Here is a 17,956-nt window from a genome sequence, read left to right as displayed (position 1 = left end):
AATTATTTTGAATTTAAAATATGTGACACAATAGAATACGCATGGTTAAGCGCAATAGCGATACTTCCACCACTTTTAACCGCGATGTCACCTGCTAAATAAAGCCCTTTGGTTTTGGTTTCATAATTTTCATCAAACTCAGGTTTTCCTTCGCTATCAAGTGAAATCCCACATTTTCGTAGAAAATCAACCGGTGTTGTTCCGCCAATTGCATACACCACACGATCGTAAATCGTATAATAGCCATCGGTAAAGTTAACTTTGACAAGACCATTTTCATTTTCTACCGATACAATATCCATACCAAGGCGAAGACGAAGTTTCTCTTGTCCATTGAACTCTTGAATCATCTTAAGATTGATGTCGTTGAGCCTACTAAAGGTGTCACGACGATAATTAACAGTAACGTTATTGGTTTTGGAAAGCTCTATCGCATACTCTATGGCAGAGTTTCCACCACCCACAATCAATAGTTTTTCATTTTGTGAACATTTGTCTAAGTTGAAATTGATGCGTTCTTTGAGTGAGAGAGGTAGTGTGTAATCGGGTTTATTGGGTTTTCCCATCGTGCCAATAGCAACGATAACATTTTTGGCTCTGTATCCTGCTTTGGTTGTCACAATACGAAATTCATTGTTCTCTTTGATGATACTCTCAACTTCGCTGTTAAATGCCGAGTCAATCTCACCCGAATCCAAAAGTGAGTCAAAGTAGTTTAGCGTACTCTCTTTGGTGCCATCACGGAAATCAATAGAGCCTTTAAGTTCGATCTCCTGACCTTTGTAGTTTTTATCAACACGTTTATTATCTTTGTAAAATTTGCGGATCGTTTGTGAATGGTTATCACCCTTTTCAATCATCATAATATGTTTCAGTCCAAGCACCTTTGCTTCAACCGCTGCACCAATACCGCCAGGTCCACCACCAATAATGACTAAATCGTAAATTTGTTGCATTCTTGTGTCCTTGTATGATTATCTACTGATGCTAACTATTATATCCCGAACTTACTTATGACACATTAAATATAAAAAGTGTAAAATCCCATCAAATGCCATTGTAAGGAACTATCAACGTGCAAACTTTTCTAGAACATGCCAAATCTGCCAGTCGAATTATCGCCACCCTTGATCCTAAAACAAAAATGGATGTTTTAGCACATATGGCAGAGGCTTTAGAGAAACACAGTGCGCTTATCATAACCGAAAATCAAAAAGATTTAGAGGAAGCCAAGAAAAACAATTTAAGTTCGGCACTTGTTGATCGACTCTTACTCAACACGCAACGCATAGCAGATATGGCAAATGCCATTCGCGAAATTGCAGCGCTCAAAGAGCCTGTAGGGCGTATTTTAGAAGGTTGGGTTGTTCCTAGTGGACTCAGAATTGAAAAAGTCAGCATTCCTATTGGTGTGGTGGGTATCATCTATGAAAGTCGTCCCAATGTGACCAGCGATACCGCCGCTCTTTGCTTTAAAAGTGGCAATGCGTGTGTGCTAAAAGGTGGTAAAGAGGCATTTTACAGCAATGCAGTTATTGCTTCCATTTTACAAGAAGTGCTCGAAAAATTCAACCTCCCTATAGAGATTATTTCGCTTTTGCCCGATTCCAGTCGTGAAGGCGTTGCTAAGCTGATCAAAATGGACAAATATGTTGATCTTATCATCCCTCGCGGCGGTGAGGCGTTGATTCGTTTTGTGAGTGAAAATGCAACCGTTCCTGTGGTAAAACATGACAAAGGTGTCTGTCATACCTATGTGGATAAAGAAGCGAATTTAGACCAAGCCATCGAAATTGTTTTAAACGCCAAATGCCAACGCCCAAGTGCGTGTAATTCACTGGAAACGCTTTTAGTTCATGAATCTGTGGCGGAAAGTTTTTTACCCCGTATGAAAGAGGCGCTTGAGCTGACTGGAGCGGAGATAAAAGGATGTGATAAGACTCAAAATCTTTTACATGTAAAGCTTGCCAGTGAGGAAGATTACCATACCGAACACCTTCGTAATGCTCTCAATATCAAGATCGTTGAAAGCGTAGATGAAGCAATAGCCCATATTGCGGAGTTTGGCTCTTCGCATTCTGAAGCCATTTTGAGTGAAAATTATACTACCGTTGAACGCTTTTTAAATGAAGTTGACGCGGCAACGGTTTATGCCAATGCTTCCACCCGTTTTACAGATGGTGGTGAGTTTGGTTTTGGCGCGGAAGTAGGCATCAGCACCAACAAACTTCATGCACGTGGACCTATGGGCATTAATGACCTGACCACTTACAAATTCAAAGTTTATGGCAAAGGGCAAATTCGCGCATGAGCCAAGAGGTTTTACGCATTGAAAATCTAAGCTTTGCCTACCCAAATTCCAAGCTTTTATATGACAATTTTTCTTTACATGTAAAGGTTGGAGAAGTCGTTGCCATATTGGGGGCAAGTGGAAGTGGGAAAAGTACACTTTTTGAGCTCATTGCAGGAAACCTGAAAGCCAAGAGTGGCACGATTCATGCGATGAAACTTTCGCAGATTTTTCAAGACCCTTACACATCGTTTCATCCGACCTATACCATTGTCAATCAGATCAGCGATGTTGCTCCTTTACACGATTTGCATCAGTTATGCGATGCACTTGATCTTGACACGGAGGTATTGGCTCAAAAACCGCATCAACTCAGTGGTGGACAGCTTCAAAGATGCTCTATTTTAAGAGCACTATTGATGAAACCTGCCCTCATCTTAGCCGATGAGCCCACCTCTGCGCTCGATAACATTACAGGATTACATGTCATGCAACTGTTGATGCAGTTTTTAGACCGAATAGGTATTTTGCTTATCACACACGATAAAGATTTAGCATCGTGGTGCAGTGATCGTATGATTGAGTTAAAAGAAACAAAATAGGAGTTTTATGCACGCTATTATTGATTGGATTGTTCAAACCGTTGGAGTTTTAGGATACCTTGGTATTTTTATAATGATGTTGATTGAAAGCAGTATTTTCCCACTCCCCAGCGAAGTGGTGATGATACCCGCTGGGTATTTGTGTGCCAAAGGCGAGATGAATTTAGTTGTTGTGATTGCCCTTGGAACGCTCGGAAGCATTTCAGGTGCACTTTTGAACTATTATTTGGCAGTCAAGTTAGGTCGAAAGTTGATTTTGAAGTATGGACATTATGTTTTTATTAAGCCAGAAACGCTGGAAAAAGTCGAACTGTTTTTTAAAACACACGGTTCATTCTCAACGTTTACCGCAAGACTGATTCCTGTGATTCGCCACTACATTTCTTTGCCTGCTGGCTTGGCACGTATGCATTTAGGACTTTTTTGTTTTTACACAGGCTTTGGAGCGGGTATTTGGGTTAGTATTTTGACATTTTTAGGCTATTTCTTTGGTCAAAATGAAGCGCTCCTCAATGAGCATTTACACACAATATCAATAGCATTGATCGTTTTTATTGTTATCTTTGCTGCTATTTACATTTGGCTACACAAGAAAAAAGAGCGCAAACGAAGCGCTAAGAAGCTTTAAAAGGAGAAGCGATGTTCCAAGGTTTAGAGTACAGTGATTTTGAAAAAGCACTCACAACCTTGGGCGTTGTCTCCAAAACCGATAAAAAGACTCTTCACAAACTTTACCTTTCCCTCTCCAAAGAATTTCATCCAGACGCCCCAAATGGCGATACTGTCAAATTTCAAGCAATCAACGATGCGTACCAGTTAGTAAAAACGTATATGGAAAATTACCGTTTTGATTTTGATGAAGTAGAGTTTAAAAAACAGTATCCATTCTCGAAGAGTGATTGGCTGAGTGGAAGATGAGTTTTACATGTAAAGATTTTCACCTTTACATGTAAAGCAATTTTATTGCGCTAAAAATCGTTGACGAGCGTCTTTGAGGGAGTCTGCTATCAGAAATGCAAGCTCTAAGGCTTGGTTGGCGTTGAGGCGTGGGTCGCACTGTGTTTGATAGCGGCATGCAAGGTTCTCTTCGGTGATATCTTGGGCTCCACCGATACACTCAGTCACATCTTGTCCTGTCATTTCTAAGTGAACGCCACCAGGGAAAGTACCCTCTTCTTCGTGGACTTTAAAGAAGCCTTTAACTTCGCGCAACACTTCATCGAACGAGCGTGTTTTGTAATTATTGGATGCTTTGATGGTGTTACCGTGCATTGGATCGATGCTCCAAAGCACATGTGCACCAGAAGCTTTAACCGCCTGCACCAATTTTGGGAACTCTTTTTCAATCTTGTCTGCACCCATACGCACGATGATATTAAGACGCCCTGGCTCATTTTCAGGGTTTAGTTTATGGATAAGCTTCATTAAGCCCTCAGCCGTCATGCTAGGTCCTGCTTTGATGCCAATAGGGTTTTTAACCCCTGTGAGAAATTCCACATGCGCATCATCCACATCACGGGTGCGATCACCAATCCAAAGCATATGAGCTGAACAATCATACCAGTCCCCCGTCAAGCTATCTTGACGTGTCAATGCTTCTTCATAGTTAAGAAGCAATGCTTCATGGGAAGTGTAAACGACTGTTTCGTTGATATTTGGTGTATTAGCAGAGGTGATACCGCACGCTTCCATAAAAGCCAATGTCTCAGAAATGCGATCACAAAGATGTTGGTAACGTTTGCCCAAAGGACTGGCTGATACAAAGCCTAACGTCCATTTATGGACTTGGTGAAGATCCGCCAAACCACCGCGTGAAAAGGCACGTAAAAGATTCATTGTTGCCGCTGATTGGTTGTAGGCTTTGAGCATTCTTTTTGGATTTGGGATTCTTGCATCTTCGGTAAATTCAATGTCATTGATGATGTCACCACGGTAACTTGGAAGCTTTACACCATTCATCTCTTCATAATCAGATGATCTAGGCTTGGCAAATTGACCCGCTAGTCGCCCTACTTTAACGATGGGACAACCACCTGCAAAGGTTAAAACAACCGCCATTTGAAGCATAACTTTAAACATATCACGAATATTAACAGCGTTAAATTCGCTAAAACTTTCTGCACAATCTCCACCTTGAAGTAAAAAAGCTTTTCCAGCGACAACATCAGCTAATGAGGCTTTGAGCTGTCTAACTTCGCCTGCAAAAACAAGGGGAGGATATTTGCTCAGTTCTTGTTCAATATTTTTCAACAACTCTTGGTTGGTATACGTTGGTTGTTGCTTAATTGGTTTTTCTCTCCATGATGCGCGTGTCCAAGAACTCATAAAAGACCCTTAATTGAATTTTTACTTATTATAATGTGATTGGCTTTAAAGAGAATTGAATGGTTCAGATAACACGCATAAATCTATGAGGGTATAAGGTGGTTTTATCTTATAAAATATGCAAAAATAAAATATTTCTTTAAAGAATGTAGATTCTACTCACCTGCTGTAACTGATTAATAAATAGGCAGTTTTTTCGCCAAAAAATAAAATTTAGTGTTAGAATTCTTGCATCAACTTTGAAAGGAAGATAATGATGTTACGATCTAAACTCGCTAAAATCTCTTTAGCAACAATTACTGTGTTGGGCTTTGGCGCAACAACACTTAGTGCGGATACTCTCGGCGAAGTACAAAAACAAGGTTTTGTTAAGTGTGGTGTTGATGGTGGATTACCAGGCTTTTCTGAAGTAGGAAGTGATGGTATCTATAAAGGTATTGATGTTGACGTTTGTCGTGCTGTTGCAGCTGCCGTTTTTGGCGATGCTAAAAAAGTTAAATACATTGCTCTTAATGCTAAAGAGCGTTTGACAGCTCTTCAATCAGGCGAGATCGATATGCTTTCACGTAACACAACATGGACAGAAACCAGAGATACTTCTTTGGGTTTAAACTTTGCCGGTGTTAACTACTATGATGGTCAAGGCTTTATGGTCACTAAAAAATTGGGTGTCAAAAGTGCTAAAGAGCTTGATGGCGCTTCTATCTGCCTTCAAACAGGAACCACAACAGAACTTAACGTTGCTGACTACTTTAGAAGTCATAAACTAAAATATAAAATCGTATCTTATGACACTAATGATCAAGTTGTTAAAGCGTATGAAAGTGGTAGATGTGACGTTTTAACTTCTGATCAATCACAACTTTACGGCTTGAGAATCAAACTTTTAAAACCTGAAGATTCTATCGTACTTCCTGAAGTTATCTCTAAAGAGCCTTTAGGACCTGTTGTTCGTAAAGGTGATGGTAAATGGTTTGATATCGTGAGATGGTCATTTTATGCGATGGTTACTGCAGAAGAATCTGGCGTAACGAGCAAAAATGTTGATGCAATGCTTAAATCTGACAATCCAGACATCAAACGTCTTTTAGGTGTTGAAGGTCAAATGGGTGAGAATTTAGGTCTTAAAAAAGATTTTGCTTATAACATCGTCAAGCAAGTCGGTAACTACGGTGAGTCATTTGAAAGTACTGTAGGCGAAGGCTCTCCACTGAAAATTAAAAGAGGTTATAACGCTCTTTGGAATCAAGGCGGCTTACAATACGCTCCTCCTTTTAGATAGTAGATTAAAAAACAGTAAAACACTGAGGGCAGATCATTCTGCCCTTAATCTTAACGTATAAAGGACACGTATGCTAGTACTTTTGAGAAATCAAAAGATTCGAGGAATTCTTTTCCAATTATTAACCGTTATTGGCTTGGTTGCTTTTTTGTGGTATATTGGCACCAACACTGTCGCCAATATAGAACAAAGAGGCATTCAAACAGGCTTTGGCTTTTTGAATGGCACAGCTGGATTTGGTATCGATCAATCTCCTATTGCGTACTCAGAAGAGAGTACCCATGGACGCGTTTTTGTTGTAGGGCTTTTAAATACACTTATCATCGCTTTTGTTGGTATCCTTTGTGCAACCATTGTAGGACTCATTATAGGCATATTGAGACTATCGCGCAACTGGTTGATTGCAAAACTTGCAAAATCGTATGTCGATTTTTTTAGAAATATACCTCTTCTTCTTCAAATACTCTTTTGGTATAACGTTGTTCTTCGTTCCATGCCAAATCCTAAACAGAGTTTCAACTTTTTTGATACAATTTTTATTAATAACAGAGGTCTCTATTTCCCCCAACCTGAGTACAATACTACCTTTTTTGTTATGCTTGCAAGTCTTTTTCTGGCACTTTGTGCCTCTTTTGCACTTAACGCATGGGCAAATAAACGTAAAGTTCTAACAGGGCAAGATTTTATGGTCTACCCTTTTGCAATAGGAATGTTTATTGTTTTCCCTATCCTTGCATATTTTATTGGTGGAACTCATCTTAATTTTAATTTTCCAGAACTCGTAGGCTTTAACTTCAAAGGTGGCAAAACACTCTCACCTGAGTTTTTGGCACTCACATTTGCATTAACGATCTATACGGCAACATTTATTGCTGAGGCAGTTCGTTCAGGTATTGAGGCCGTAGGACATGGTCAAAAAGAAGCAGCAGCTTCGATGGGTTTTAGTCCGTACCAATCTTTAAAATTGGTTATTCTTCCCCAAGCAATCCGTATTGCAATTCCTCCAATTATCAATCAGTATCTTAACCTTATTAAGAACTCCTCTTTGGCAACAGCCGTTGGTTATCCTGAAATTGTGACTGTTTTTGCAGGCACATCTCTGAATCAGGTGGGGCAAGCGATTGAGATCATTTCGATGACCATGCTCGTTTATCTCATCATCAGTTTAATTGTCTCAGCAATACTCAACTGGTTTAACCACAAAATGAAGATTCAGGAGCGTTAATATGGCAATTTATGAAAAAAAACAAGAACGTAAAGCTCCTATCAATACCAAAGGAGCTACCTTTTGGATTCGAGAAAACCTTTTCTCTTCACCAATGAATGTCGCCTTGACGCTTTTAGGTGTGATGATTCTTTTTTGGATCATTCCTCCTTTTATCAAATGGGCATATATTAATGCTAATTTTTCAGGATCAACGCGTGAAGATTGTGTGAGTGGCGGAGCATGTTGGGTATTTATACGTATGAAGATCGATATGTTTATGTATGGCTTCTACCCTTCAGAACTTAGATGGAGAGTCAATAGTATTTATATACTTTTTTTCGTCTTGCTTGCATCTTTTAAGTACCTTAAAAACTCAGTAGCAAAAATTGTGTTGGCACATGTCTATTTTATCATCGGTTTTTTCTTGGTCCACGGTGGCTTTTTTGGCATGCAAGTTGTTCCAACCGATAAATGGGGTGGACTAATGCTGACCATTGTGGTTGCCGCGGTAGGTATTGTCGCAGCATTCCCCATTGGTGTTATTTTGGCTCTAGGTCGAGCATCTCATTTGCCGATTATAAAAAGTATCAGTGTGACTTACATTGAGTTTATTCGTGGTGTGCCACTGATCACAATTCTCTTTATGTCATCGATTATTTTGCCACTCTTTTTTCCTGAAGGTATCTCTTTTGACAAACTTCTACGTGCGCTCATTGGTATCGCATTGTTTGAATCAGCTTATATCGCTGAAAATATCCGCGGTGGACTTCAATCTATTCCGAAAGGACAGTATGAAGCTGCTGATGCGATAGGCCTTTCTTATTGGCAAAAAATGTTTTTAGTCATATTGCCTCAAGCCCTCAAAGTAGCTATTCCTAACCTTGTAGGCGTTTCCATTGCTCTTTTCCAAGATACAACGCTGGTACTTATTATTGGACTCTTTGATCTCCTCGCCATGGTACGTTTAAGTGCTGCCGATTCGTATTGGTTGGGTTATGAGACTGAAGGCTATGTGTTTGTTACCTTTATCTTTTGGTTCTTTTGTTACTCAATGTCTAACTTTAGCCAAAAGCTTGAAAAACGATTTAATACCAATTTGAGATAGGATAGAAGATGAAAGATAGAAAAGAAATCATAGAAATTAAAAACTTAAACAAATGGTACGGGGATTTTCACGTTTTAAAAGATATTAACCTTACCATCAATAAAGGTGAAATCATCGTTGTCTGTGGACCTTCAGGGTCAGGTAAATCAACCCTCATTCGTTGTATTAATTACCTTGAGCAATTCCAAGAAGGTAGTATTTTGGTTGATGGCATTGAGCTTGTTAACGATGTTAAAAAGATCAAAGCGATTCGTGAAGAAGTGGCTATGGTGTTTCAACACTTCAACCTCTTCCCTCATTTAACGATTTTAGACAACCTGACGTTAGCACCTCTTTGGGTTAGAAAAATGCCACGTAAAGAAGCAGAAGCCATGGCAATGAAATACCTAGAGCGTGTTGGCATTGCTAACCAAGCCCATAAATTCCCCAATCAACTCTCAGGAGGACAACAACAACGTGTGGCAATAGCACGTAGTTTGTGTAAAAACCCTAAGATAATGCTCTTTGATGAGCCAACTTCTGCCCTTGACCCTGAAATGGTTGCTGAAGTTTTGGATGTTATGATAGAATTAGCACGTGAAGATAAAACAATGGTGTGTGTTACTCATGAAATGGGCTTTGCAAAAAAAGTGGCTGATAGAATCATCTTTATGGATGCCGGTCAAATCGTTGAAGAAAACACACCTGAAGAGTTTTTCCAAAATCCTGAGTCCGATCGTCTTAAACTCTTTTTGGAGCAAATCTTATCACATTGATTTTGTTTTACATGTAAGGATAAGAAATGATGGAGCAATTAATTCCTGTTGTGATGGTTGTTGCGATGGTGGCGTTTATTTTGATAAAACAGATAGGCAAGTTAACCAATAAATTTGATTCTTTTGCGGATGAGAGTGCCTATGATCGTTATGCAAAATTTTCGGCTATTATTCAAGAGCATGTGCGTGAGATTAAACAGAGCCTTGATAGTTCCAAATCACCCATTGAACGTCCCTTTAAACTGATAGAGGGAAAAAACGAAGAAGAAGCACTTGAATTGCTCTCTAATTTTATTCGTAAATTGGTCTTTTTTGAAACCATGATGGCCAAGAAAAAGAGCTCAAAAGAGATCGAAGCTGACCTTTTTGATCTTTTAAGTCATTTAGATGATTTTCTCAAAGAGTATTGTGTCGAGGGAGAAGCTCTTTCTGATCAACTCAGAGAAAGACTTTTAAAAGCGTACGAACAACTGAACTAAAGAGTGAGGTTTTATAGCCTCACTCTCTTCTTTTAAACCTCTTCCTTAAAGAGATACCCAGCCTCTTCTAAAAGCGTACGAATCATCTTTTGATGCTCAAGTCCTTTAGTTTCTAGCATAATGGTTATTTGTGCATCACCATACGACAGTGTTGTTGAGAATCGGTCATAATCAATCTGGATAATATTGGCATTGGCATTTTTAAATAGGTCTGTCAGGCGCATCAGTGAGCCCGGTTTATCAATCAGCGTAATCACCAATTTCATTTTGCGGTGTGATTTGATGAGACCTTTTTCAATGATGATTGAAAGCATCTGTACATCAATATTTCCGCCACTTAGCACTGCACCTATTTTCATATCTTTTGTGTAGGCAAATTTTTGATGCATAATGGCGGCGACACTAGCAGCTCCGCCACCTTCAACGACTAATTTTTGGCGCTCAAGCAAGAATAAAATTGCAGCAGCTATCTCTTCGTCATCCACCGTGACTACTTCATCCACACACTCTAAAATATGGGCTAAATTGGATTCACTCACATCCCGTACTGCGATACCATCAGCAATGGTACGTACACTTTTAGAATTAATCGCTTTTTTAGCACAGTAGGACTCAAACATCGCAGGAGCGCCCGAAGCATTGACGCCAATGACTTTGATTTTAGGATCAATTTGCTTGATAGCCGAAGCCATGCCGCTGATGAGCCCTCCTCCTCCTATTGGAATAACAATGATGTCAAGGTCATTCACTTCATCCATCATTTCTAATGCAACAGTGCCTTGACCTGCTATGACTTTGTCATCTTCAAAAGGATGAATAAACGTTAAGCTATGCTCATTGGCATACGTTAGCGCATATGCGTACGCTTCATCGTAATTATCACCACTGAGTATCACTTCTGCACCCAAATCTTTAGTTCCCGTGACTTTTAAAAGGGGAGTCGCTTCAGGCATAACAATGGTTGCTTTAATGCCAAAGCTACGCGCAGAGTAGGCAACACCTTGTGCATGATTGCCAGCACTTGCCGCAATAACACCTTTTTTGCGCTCTTCTTTGGTTAAAGAGGCTATTTTATTGTAAGCACCTCTGAGTTTATAAGCCCCTGTAATTTGGAGATTCTCTTTTTTAAGATAGACTTGCGCTCCTACTTCCTCACTTAAATGAGGCGCTAAAGAACACGGCGTTTGGGTAATAACATTGTTAAGTTGTCGTTTTGCTTTGACTATTTCACTAAGAGCTATCATTTTATTTCATTAACCTTTCATATTCTACTTTGGTACATCGATTTTGTACTGCAATCAAGCCATTTTCATGTGCTTTTGTACACGCTTGATTGTTGACGATGCCCAGTTGTAACCAAAAGACTTTTACATCACCTTTTTTTAAAACTTCTTCGATCAAACCATCCGCAATTTCAGGCTTGCGGAACATGTCTACCATATCCACACTCTCAGGAATATCTAAAAGAGTTCGGTAAACTTTTTCACCTAAAATTATCTCTTCTTTAGGATAGATCGGATAAATTTTAAACCCATGTTCTTGCAAGTAGCGTGCCACTTTATGGCTATCTTTGGTCGGATCTGGAGATAAACCAATAATGGCAATACTCTTACACATCGAAAAAATGTCTTTAATGCCCGCATCACCAGGCATGCTAATATTTGAAATATCGCATTCCATTATTGCTCCTTTAAAAAAATTTAAGTCGTGAGTATAGCACACACAATCTTTTGGCGCGATTATCCATGGCTTTAATTGTATGAATTTGTTATAATCGATTGGTTTATATTTACAAGGAGAGTTAATGTTTTTGAATCAGATTAAGATTAAAACGAAGGGCTGGTTTTTAGCAATTGGAACCTTATGTGGTTTTATGGCAAATATTATATTAGTCTCATTTTTAATTACAGGGACAGAGCGATTGATTTTAATTGCTGGATCTGTTGGTGGAATGGTATTTTTCTTCATTTTTACCCGTGTTATGGTTGTCAGTATGACCAATTCTATTGATGCACTCTCCATCATTACACTTGATCTTGCCAAAGGAAGTGGCGATCTTACCAAACGTATTCAAATTAATTCTAAAGATGAGATAGCAGATTTATCTGAAAATATCAATCACTTTATTGAAAAGATTCATAGTACCATTGTTGCTTCAACAAAAACGTCTACAGAGAGTGCAACTATGGCAAATCAATTTTCAGCCATTTCGCACGAAGTGGACAAACGAATGGTAGCAGAGCGTGATTTTGTCAAACAGACGAAAGATTTGGGTGATGCTATGAAAATAACCTTGGAACAAAATACACTCAACGCAACGCAAACTAGTGAAAATATCTTTAATGCGTCTCAAACACTCTATACAACAACACAAGAGATTAAAAATTTAGTCGCCAATATTCAGCAAGCTTCTGAAGTTGAATCGCACACGTCAGATCGGCTTCAACAACTCAGTCAGGATGCCAATCAAGTTAAAAGTGTACTCACTGTGATCGCTGACATTGCCGATCAGACCAATCTTCTAGCCCTTAATGCTGCTATTGAAGCGGCACGAGCAGGTGAACATGGTCGTGGATTTGCCGTTGTTGCCGATGAAGTTAGAAATCTGGCAGAACGTACGCAACGAAGTCTGACGGAAATTAATGCAACGATTAATGTGATTGTGCAAAACATTATGGATGCCAGTGGTCAGATGAGTGAGAATTATAAGTTTATTGAGCAAATGGCGATTAATTCTGAAGAGGTTGAGCTTAAGATTAGCGACACGGAAACGATCATCAAAGAGGCGTCTGATGCTTCACAAATTGCTTCGGAAGTTTCTCAACGTCTTTCCCAAAATACAGCAACGATCATTAAAAATATTGGTCAGATTTATGAATCATCTTTACAAAACAGTAGTGATGTTGAAAACCTTAACACTTCATCAGATGAGCTTTTGAATCTTTCTAATACACTTGCTTCTAAACTTGCGCTCTTTAAGATTTAACCTTTTACATGTAAAAGGTTAAAGTCGTTTTAAAATGACGCCAGACTCCAAATGCTCAGTGTTCGGAAATTGATCGAACAGGGCAAAATGGAGAATGGCGTACTGAGACGTTAAAACTTCCAAATCACGCTTAAGCGTTTCTGGATTGCACGAAATGTAAATGATGTTCTCAAACTGAGAGATAAACGCTAGGCTGGCTTCATCCATACCAGAACGGGGTGGATCAACAAAGACATGACTAAAGCTGTAGTCTTCAAGGTTGATGTCCGACAAGCGGTTGTATTCGCGCTCTTTTTTTAGTGCAGATGTCAGCTCTTCTGCACTCATGCGTAAGAAAGCAATGTTATGAACATCGTTGAGTTCACAGTTTATGAGTGCAGATTTGATGGATGTTTTAGAAATCTCGGTTGCTAAAACTTTACGAAATTTTTGAGCCATTGGAATCGTGAAGTTACCATAACCACAATAGAGTTCCAACAAATCCTCACAGTTTTCAAGATGACCTAATACCCAGCCAATCATTGTTTGATTCATCAAACGATTAGGTTGAGAAAAACCACCTTCAATGATGTGATAACAATAGCTTTTTCCTGCGATTTCAAGATGATCTTCCACAAAATCTTGACTCAGCACACGTTTAATACCACGACTGCGCCCAATGATAAAAATTCCAAACATATTTTCCAGCATTTTGGCTTCCTCGTCCCACTCATCTTGTAAAGGTTTATGGTAGATGAGCGTCACCAAAAGATGTTTAGAGGAAGCAAGAAACTCTATAGCGAAAAGTCTTTCACGAAGCATCGCAGAGTTTTCAATTTTTTTCAAGAGTTCAGGCATCAAAGTATAAATTTTTGTTTCCACTTTCGGACACGCATCAATGCAAACAGTGCTTTTTTTATCCATAGTTCCCATGGCATAGCGAAGAGTATTACCCTCTTTCCAGATACGAAATTCAGAGCGCCCACGGTAGTGTTCAGAAGGAGAATCAAAGAAGTCAAATGCTTTTACATGTAAAGGTTCAAATAACATACGCATATGTGCTTGTTTATGCGCACACTGCGCGTTATAGTCCAATGTATAAAGTGTACAACTACCACATTCCCCAAAATAAGAACACTCCATAAAACTCCTTTATTTGTATTATTTTATATATAATTATATGTATTTTAAACTTTGTAAATCTGCATAGCGATACTTAAATAACCAATGTTGAAAGCAGACCAATCAATGCACCAAAAAAACCACCCCAAACCACTAGCCAACCTAAATGCTCTTTAATGAAATTTTGTACGATCTCTTTTACCATCTGTGGTGTCAGCTCATTTAGCCTTGCATCAATCATCTGCTCTATGGTAATAAGCATATCATCAGTAAGTGATGAATTTTGTATAGTTTGTGCTATTTTTTGTTGAAATACATTACTTTCGCTAATTTCAATGATAGAATCTTTGAGTTTCTCACTAAAAGGCGCTCGAAGTCCTTCTAATGCGCCAGCACCTCCAAACATCCCGAGCATTCCGCCAAATGAGGACTCCATCACCGTTTTAGTCAGTGCATCAAAGGCAGGAGAAAAGTCCACTTCTGCAATCACTGGGCTTAAATCAAGCGTTTTTTCTTCTTTTGCAAAAAAAGCATCCAACTGTTCTTTAGTAAAAAACTGATCCATCATCAAATTTTTGATCGAAGCTTTAAAGGCTTCAAATTGCAACTGTATAACGCCACTTCCATATAAAAAAGGTACTTTTTCAAATAACATATGAATCGCTATTTGATTGGTTACTGCGCCTGAAAAGGCGAAAAGTCCTGTTAAGAGTGACCAATGCGCATAAGGCGCTGGTATCAAAAATGAAACTCCAATCAAACTGACACTTATAATATCCGTCCACCAACTTTTATCAATTTTCATTATTTCTCCTTAAAAAAATTGCCATTATACTGTGGCATGTTTTAACTGGCGTTTATTAAGTTTTGAAGTACCCTCTTTATGCACTTCCTCTTGAACGTAATTTTCGCGTAAAAAAGAAGGCATTTTACGTCCACGTATGGTCATAATGTCTTCTATCAACATTCCTTTAATAAACTCACGTTCATGTCCTAGCTCTTCACAAAGATAGCGAAAAATAAGCTCCGCTAGGCGATCCAATGAAATCTGCCATGTAGACTTTGTTTGCGTATAAAGCCATTCACTAAAAGCATAAAAGCCATCATACACTTTGCCATCATGCCATAAGTGTATTGCACTCTTCTTAAAATTACCACTGTTATACACCATATCCCAAAAGCGAGCAAAACGCTTCATCTTTTGCATCTCTTTAAAAGGGATAAGGTTGTTTTGCAAAATATCATAGGGTGGCTTATCGCAATACTTCATACCGTAGATCTCGTCGTGACGCGAAATAGTTGTACCTGAGAGTTTTTTGAGGATGCCGATTTGAATCTCACACTGTGTCAGCGAATAAAGCTTGTCTAAATTGCGACCAAAACCTTCTAAACTTTCTCCTGGTAAACCGATAATGAGGTCCACATGCAAATGCGCATGCGTTTGCTGTTGTAGAAAGGCAAGGTTGTCTTCGATTTTAGTAATGTTGAGGCGTCTATGAATATTTTTAGAGATTTCAGGATCAAGCGTTTGAATACCCACTTCGAGTTGCAGCGCTGCAGGAGGAAACTGTGCTATTTTTTCTCGAAGAGAGCTTGGAAAATGGTCAGGTATCACTTCAAAATGGACAAAATACGTTTCGGTTTTAGAGAGGAAATAATCCAGTAGTTTGGTGGCATTTTCGATGCTCAGATTAAACGTACGGTCAATAAACTTAAAATTACGCACCCCTCTTTGCCAGAGCTTTTCCAGTTCGTCAATGAAACGTTCTATTTCGATATCTCGCACTTTTTTATCAGCAGATGAAAGACAAAATTCACAGGTAAATGGGCATCCACGACTTGCCTCAACGTAGCAGTAACGGTTTTTGATGTCGTGATCTGTGTAGTAGTCATATGGCAGTTTTATGGCATTCAAATGAACCATCGGCGCTTTGATGACGCGCTCATTTGGTTTATGACCCTCAAATAGCGTTTTACACAGCTCATAAAAAGCGATGTCACCTTCTCCTTGAATAATGTAGTCTGCTCCGCTAAAATCAACACGATGAGGGAGATAGCTCGCTTCAGGACCTCCTAATATAATGAGAATATGAGGTGCTACTTTTTTGAGGATACTTATAAGCTCTTGTACTTCTAAAGCGTTCCAAATATATGCACCAATGCCTACAATTTTTGGATTATAACTAAGGATTTCTTCTGCGGCATCGGCGACTTGTGAGTTGATGACAAACTCTAAAATTTTCGCTTTTTCTTGAAGCTCTTCAAGGTTGGCAAAAAGATAGCGTTGAGCAATAGATGTATGTGTATAGCGTGCATTAAAGGTCGTTAAAAGAATTTCTTTCATGAAGGGCCATTGTTGATTTTTTATAAAAACGGTTGTATATCCGTTTAATATAGATCTATTATTATAATAAAACTTTTTGGTTATCTTGGTTAAAATCAAAATTCTTAAATGTGTCGGGGTGTAGCGCAGCCTGGCTAGCGCGCTACCTTGGGGTGGTAGAGGTCGCAGGTTCGAGTCCTGTCACTCCGACCATTTGATTGTGTGCTTCTTTTGTTAATACACTTAAAATTCATTCCTACAGCTGGTTTTTATGCAACCTGAAACGCTTCAAACTTTTCACAAAAAACCTATCGTGATCATTGCCCTGCTTACAGCTGTTTGTTTGGTGGGGGATTCAATGCTCTACGTTGTTTTACCTACTCACTTTGAAGAAGCTGGGCTTACCTCTTTATGGCAAGTGGGTATTTTACTCTCCATTAACCGTTTAATCAGACTTCCTCTGAATCCTCTTATTGGATGGCTTTACACGAAAATCAGTGCGCGCACCGGTGTTTTGATTGCTGTATTATTGGCATTTTTAACAACCCTCTCCTATGGTTTACTGCACGGTTTTATTGCCCTTTTGATTGCACGCTGCTTTTGGGGAATTGCGTGGGGATTTTTGCGACTAGGAGCTTATTTTACGATTTTGGAATATGCTACAGATACGACTAGAGGCAAAAGTATGGGACTTTACAATGGATTGTATCGCCTTGGAAGTTTAGTGGGAATGCTCGTTGGAGGATTTTTAGCAGATATTTATGGTTTATTGCCCACATCAATTATTTTTAGTCTTGTAACACTCTGTTGTTTGCCTATTGTTTTTATCGTTATTAAGCCAACCCATCAAGGGATGGTTTCTGAGCATGTCGAAAGTGAGCGACACTTCTCTTTGTGGAAGCATCGTAATGTCCTATCCGTTTTAGGTGTTGGGATGTTTTTTGCTTTGATTTATCAAGGAATTGTAACATCCACACTTTCATACTTGATTGAAATTCACAACGGCTCTGTTGTCTTAATTTTTGGATGTTTCATTGGAGCTTCTTCACTTGCGGGCATATTGCAAGCGATTCGTTGGGGATTTGAGCCATTTCTAGCTCCCTTATTTGGTAGTTTGACGGATGGAAATGTGGGTCGATATCCTCTTCTTCTTATCTCAACAGTATTAGCAAGTATTTCATTTGCGTTGGTCTCTTTTGATCTGCCTTTTTGGATATGGATTGGAATACTTCTTTTACTCCAAGCTACAGCAACTTCACTTACAACTATTGCTGATGCTTTAGCTGCTGATACGGCATCAAATAATGGAGCAAGGATTAAAATAATGACAACCTACTCGTTACTCATTGACTTTGGTGCGGCGCTTGGACCGATGCTCGCATATGGGATGAACCAATTTTTACACCCTTATGCCTCTTTTTGGTTCGCATCACTTATTTTGCTAGGAACGACATGGGTATGTGCAAATAGTTGGTATAAGCAGAAGCGATCGCTTTAAATA

Annotated in this window: 18 protein-coding genes and 1 tRNA gene; 12 read left to right on the top strand and 7 right to left on the bottom strand. The window is 39.1% G+C overall.

The window, feature by feature from the left end:
• Positions 1 to 2 precede the first annotated feature (2 nt).
• Positions 3 to 956 (bottom strand): NAD(P)-binding domain-containing protein, encoded by a 954-nt coding sequence (locus Sdiek1_RS08215; RefSeq protein ID WP_087438680.1) that lies wholly within the window; start codon positions 954 to 956, stop codon positions 3 to 5.
• 119 nt (positions 957 to 1,075) lie between these two features.
• Here Sdiek1_RS08215 and Sdiek1_RS08210 point away from each other — a divergent pair, with 119 nt between their 5' ends.
• Genes Sdiek1_RS08210 through Sdiek1_RS08195 form a run of 4 tightly spaced genes read left to right on the top strand, consistent with a single transcriptional unit; the run spans position 1,076 to position 3,810 of the window.
• Positions 1,076 to 2,311, top strand: a complete 1,236-nt coding sequence (locus Sdiek1_RS08210; protein ID WP_087438679.1) for a glutamate-5-semialdehyde dehydrogenase — start codon at positions 1,076 to 1,078, stop codon at positions 2,309 to 2,311.
• On the top strand, positions 2,308 to 2,892 hold the full coding sequence (locus Sdiek1_RS08205) for an ATP-binding cassette domain-containing protein (protein WP_087438678.1): 585 nt from the start codon (positions 2,308 to 2,310) through the stop codon (positions 2,890 to 2,892). The genes Sdiek1_RS08210 and Sdiek1_RS08205 overlap by 4 nt, the downstream gene beginning before the upstream one ends.
• 7 nt (positions 2,893 to 2,899) lie before the next feature.
• Complete coding sequence (locus tag Sdiek1_RS08200) at positions 2,900 to 3,520, top strand: DedA family protein (RefSeq protein ID WP_087438677.1); 621 nt, start codon at positions 2,900 to 2,902, stop codon at positions 3,518 to 3,520.
• An 11-nt stretch (positions 3,521 to 3,531) separates the two neighbouring features.
• Positions 3,532 to 3,810, top strand: coding sequence for a DnaJ domain-containing protein (locus tag Sdiek1_RS08195; protein ID WP_087438676.1), 279 nt, complete (start codon positions 3,532 to 3,534; stop codon positions 3,808 to 3,810).
• 42 nt (positions 3,811 to 3,852) lie between these two features.
• On the opposite strand, the gene Sdiek1_RS08190 is transcribed toward Sdiek1_RS08195, so the two are convergent.
• The gene (locus Sdiek1_RS08190) at positions 3,853 to 5,217 is read right to left on the bottom strand and encodes a class II 3-deoxy-7-phosphoheptulonate synthase (protein WP_087438675.1); all 1,365 of its coding nucleotides are present in this window, start codon (positions 5,215 to 5,217) and stop codon (positions 3,853 to 3,855) included.
• A 256-nt stretch (positions 5,218 to 5,473) separates the two neighbouring features.
• Between Sdiek1_RS08190 and Sdiek1_RS08185 the strand changes: the two genes are divergently transcribed.
• From Sdiek1_RS08185 to Sdiek1_RS08165, 5 genes are all read left to right on the top strand, one after another.
• Positions 5,474 to 6,499 (top strand): amino acid ABC transporter substrate-binding protein, encoded by a 1,026-nt coding sequence (locus Sdiek1_RS08185; RefSeq protein ID WP_238098886.1) that lies wholly within the window; start codon positions 5,474 to 5,476, stop codon positions 6,497 to 6,499.
• Positions 6,500 to 6,569: 70 nt separating this feature from the next.
• Positions 6,570 to 7,724, top strand: a complete 1,155-nt coding sequence (locus tag Sdiek1_RS08180) for an amino acid ABC transporter permease (RefSeq protein ID WP_087438673.1) — start codon at positions 6,570 to 6,572, stop codon at positions 7,722 to 7,724.
• 1 nt (position 7,725) lies between these two features.
• Complete coding sequence (locus Sdiek1_RS08175) at positions 7,726 to 8,811, top strand: amino acid ABC transporter permease (RefSeq protein WP_087438672.1); 1,086 nt, start codon at positions 7,726 to 7,728, stop codon at positions 8,809 to 8,811.
• 8 nt (positions 8,812 to 8,819) lie between these two features.
• Positions 8,820 to 9,566 carry an amino acid ABC transporter ATP-binding protein gene (locus tag Sdiek1_RS08170; protein ID WP_087438671.1) on the top strand — a complete coding sequence of 249 codons (747 nt, stop codon included), beginning with the start codon at positions 8,820 to 8,822 and terminating at the stop codon, positions 9,564 to 9,566.
• Between the two features lie 26 nt (positions 9,567 to 9,592).
• Positions 9,593 to 10,045 (top strand): hypothetical protein, encoded by a 453-nt coding sequence (locus tag Sdiek1_RS08165; protein WP_226372173.1) that lies wholly within the window; start codon positions 9,593 to 9,595, stop codon positions 10,043 to 10,045.
• A 32-nt stretch (positions 10,046 to 10,077) separates the two neighbouring features.
• On the opposite strand, the gene ilvA is transcribed toward Sdiek1_RS08165, so the two are convergent.
• Together ilvA and Sdiek1_RS08155 are read right to left on the bottom strand one after the other, a co-directional pair.
• Complete coding sequence (gene ilvA, locus Sdiek1_RS08160) at positions 10,078 to 11,289, bottom strand: threonine ammonia-lyase (protein ID WP_087438670.1); 1,212 nt, start codon at positions 11,287 to 11,289, stop codon at positions 10,078 to 10,080.
• A 1-nt stretch (position 11,290) separates the two neighbouring features.
• The gene (locus Sdiek1_RS08155) at positions 11,291 to 11,725 is read right to left on the bottom strand and encodes a CoA-binding protein (RefSeq protein ID WP_087438669.1); all 435 of its coding nucleotides are present in this window, start codon (positions 11,723 to 11,725) and stop codon (positions 11,291 to 11,293) included.
• A gap of 124 nt (positions 11,726 to 11,849) precedes the next feature.
• On the opposite strand from Sdiek1_RS08155, the gene Sdiek1_RS08150 reads away from it, so the two are divergent.
• A complete protein-coding gene (locus tag Sdiek1_RS08150; RefSeq protein ID WP_087438668.1) occupies positions 11,850 to 13,031 on the top strand; it encodes a methyl-accepting chemotaxis protein in 1,182 nt (393 codons plus the stop codon).
• An 18-nt stretch (positions 13,032 to 13,049) separates the two neighbouring features.
• Here Sdiek1_RS08150 and trmA read toward each other — a convergent pair whose 3' ends face one another.
• The 3 genes from trmA to Sdiek1_RS08135 all read right to left on the bottom strand — a co-directional run bounded on the left by trmA (position 13,050) and on the right by Sdiek1_RS08135 (position 16,476).
• Positions 13,050 to 14,153 (bottom strand): tRNA (uridine(54)-C5)-methyltransferase TrmA, encoded by a 1,104-nt coding sequence (gene trmA / locus Sdiek1_RS08145; RefSeq protein WP_087438667.1) that lies wholly within the window; start codon positions 14,151 to 14,153, stop codon positions 13,050 to 13,052.
• Between the two features lie 73 nt (positions 14,154 to 14,226).
• On the bottom strand, positions 14,227 to 14,937 hold the full coding sequence (locus tag Sdiek1_RS08140) for a DUF445 domain-containing protein (protein WP_087438666.1): 711 nt from the start codon (positions 14,935 to 14,937) through the stop codon (positions 14,227 to 14,229).
• Positions 14,938 to 14,961: 24 nt separating this feature from the next.
• Positions 14,962 to 16,476 (bottom strand): B12-binding domain-containing radical SAM protein, encoded by a 1,515-nt coding sequence (locus Sdiek1_RS08135; RefSeq protein ID WP_087438665.1) that lies wholly within the window; start codon positions 16,474 to 16,476, stop codon positions 14,962 to 14,964.
• A 114-nt stretch (positions 16,477 to 16,590) separates the two neighbouring features.
• Here Sdiek1_RS08135 and Sdiek1_RS08130 point away from each other — a divergent pair.
• Positions 16,591 to 16,668, top strand: a tRNA-Pro gene (locus tag Sdiek1_RS08130).
• A 58-nt stretch (positions 16,669 to 16,726) separates the two neighbouring features.
• On the top strand, positions 16,727 to 17,953 hold the full coding sequence (locus Sdiek1_RS08125; protein WP_087438664.1) for an MFS transporter: 1,227 nt from the start codon (positions 16,727 to 16,729) through the stop codon (positions 17,951 to 17,953).
• The last annotated feature ends 3 nt before the right edge of the window (positions 17,954 to 17,956 follow it).

It is taken from the genome of Sulfurospirillum diekertiae (assembly GCF_002162315.1).
GTDB lineage: Bacteria > Campylobacterota > Campylobacteria > Campylobacterales > Sulfurospirillaceae > Sulfurospirillum.
The sequence above is the reverse complement of the archived record's forward strand: the minus strand, read 5'-3'. Positions and strand labels throughout refer to the sequence as shown.